Source organism: Streptomyces sp. NPDC096310 (genome assembly GCF_044763125.1).
In the GTDB taxonomy this organism is placed as follows: Bacteria; Actinomycetota; Actinomycetes; order Streptomycetales; family Streptomycetaceae; genus Streptomyces.
In genome coordinates this window covers 1-1,474 of the sequence record NZ_JBIWFO010000068.1, presented here as the reverse complement: position 1 = coordinate 1,474, position 1,474 = coordinate 1, and the positions used below count along the sequence as shown (strand labels likewise).

General features: G+C 67.3%; 1 protein-coding gene. It reads left to right on the top strand.

Annotated elements, in window-relative coordinates; all coding sequences use genetic code 11:
- Positions 1 to 41 precede the first annotated feature (41 nt).
- The gene (locus ACIQ7D_RS37510) at positions 42 to 1,280 is read left to right on the top strand and encodes an IS4 family transposase (protein WP_403945779.1); all 1,239 of its coding nucleotides are present in this window, start codon (positions 42 to 44) and stop codon (positions 1,278 to 1,280) included.
- Positions 1,281 to 1,474 lie beyond the last annotated feature (194 nt).

The following is a 1,474-nucleotide window of genomic DNA, read 5'->3' as shown; positions in this document are numbered from 1 at the left end:
CAATACTGGTGACTTTGGTGGTGCTGGCTCGTTGAGTTGGTGTGCCAAGGCCCGGACAGTTGAAGGTAGTTGAGGGTGATCGGTTTTCGGATCGGATCGCCCTTGGAGTGCTCACGCGTGCGTTTCCGCCGGAGCTGGTGGATGAGGTGGTGGCGGAGTGCGGACGCACTGAGGAACGTCGGCGCCTGCTTCCCGCGCGGGTGGTGGTGTACTTCGTGCTGGCGATGTGCCTCTTCTCGGGGCAGGGATATGAGGAGGTCGGACGGCTTCTCACGCAGGGCCTGGAACGAGAACGTCGCTGGTCGAAGACGTGGCGGGTGCCCACCAGCGGGGCGATCGGACGGGCTCGGCTCCGGCTGGGGGCACAACCGATGAAAGCGTTGTTCGCCAGGGTCTGCCGCCCCGTGGCCCTCCCGGCGACGCCGGGAGCGTGGTTTCGGGGTCTGCGGTTGGTGTCGGTGGACGGGACGACCTTCGACCTTCCCGATACAGAGGCGAACGCGGCCTTCTTCGGGCGGCCGGGAACAGGCCGTGGTCAGGGCAGGAGCGCGTATCCGCAGGCCAGGGCCGTGGCCCTGGTCGAGTGCGGTACCCACGCCGTGTTCGCCGCCGACGTCGCGCCACTGGCGGTGCACGAAACCGTCCTCGCCCGCCGCCTGTTCCCGTCCCTGACTCGCGGGATGCTGCTTCTGGCGGATCGGGGCTTCCTCGGCTTCGACCTGTGGCGGGCCGCCGCGGCGACCGGCGCGGACCTGCTGTGGCGGGTCAAGAGCAACGCGGTCCTGCCCATGGTGAGCGCGTTGCCCGATGGTTCCTACCTGTCGGAGATCGTCGCCGCCCGGGACAAGAACCGGCGTGCCGACCCGCAACTGGTCCGCGTCATCGAATACACCCTGGGCCCACGTGGAGAGGGCACCGTCTACCGGCTGGTCACCACGCTCCTGGACCCGGCCACCGCACCGGCCACGGAACTGGCCGCCCTGTATGCCGAGCGCTGGGAGATCGAGACCACCCTCGACGAGATCAAGACCCACCTGGGCGGACCCGGATTCGTCCTGCGCTCCCAGCACCCGGCCGGGGCCGAGCAGGAGATCTTCGCCTTCCTCCTGGTACACCACGCCCTGCGCGATCTCATGCACCAGGCTGCCCGGCAGGAGAGGGAGGATCCGGACCGGATGTCCTTCGCCCGCACCTTGCGCGTCGTCCGCCGGCAGACCACCAGCCAGGCGGGATTTTCCCCCCTCACGGCTCACCCGGGCACTGAAGCAGACCCTGTGTGAAATCGCTGAACGTCTCCTGGAACCACGGCGGTTACGGTCCAACCCGCGAGTCATCAAACGCAAAATGTCCAACTGGGCACTCAAACGCACCGAACACAACAACCCACCTCGCCCAGCCATCCCCGCCGTCACCCTCGTCCAACCCACCAAAACGGCCCCAACCCCACGGATGAAGTCCTAAAGCACCGGTATTG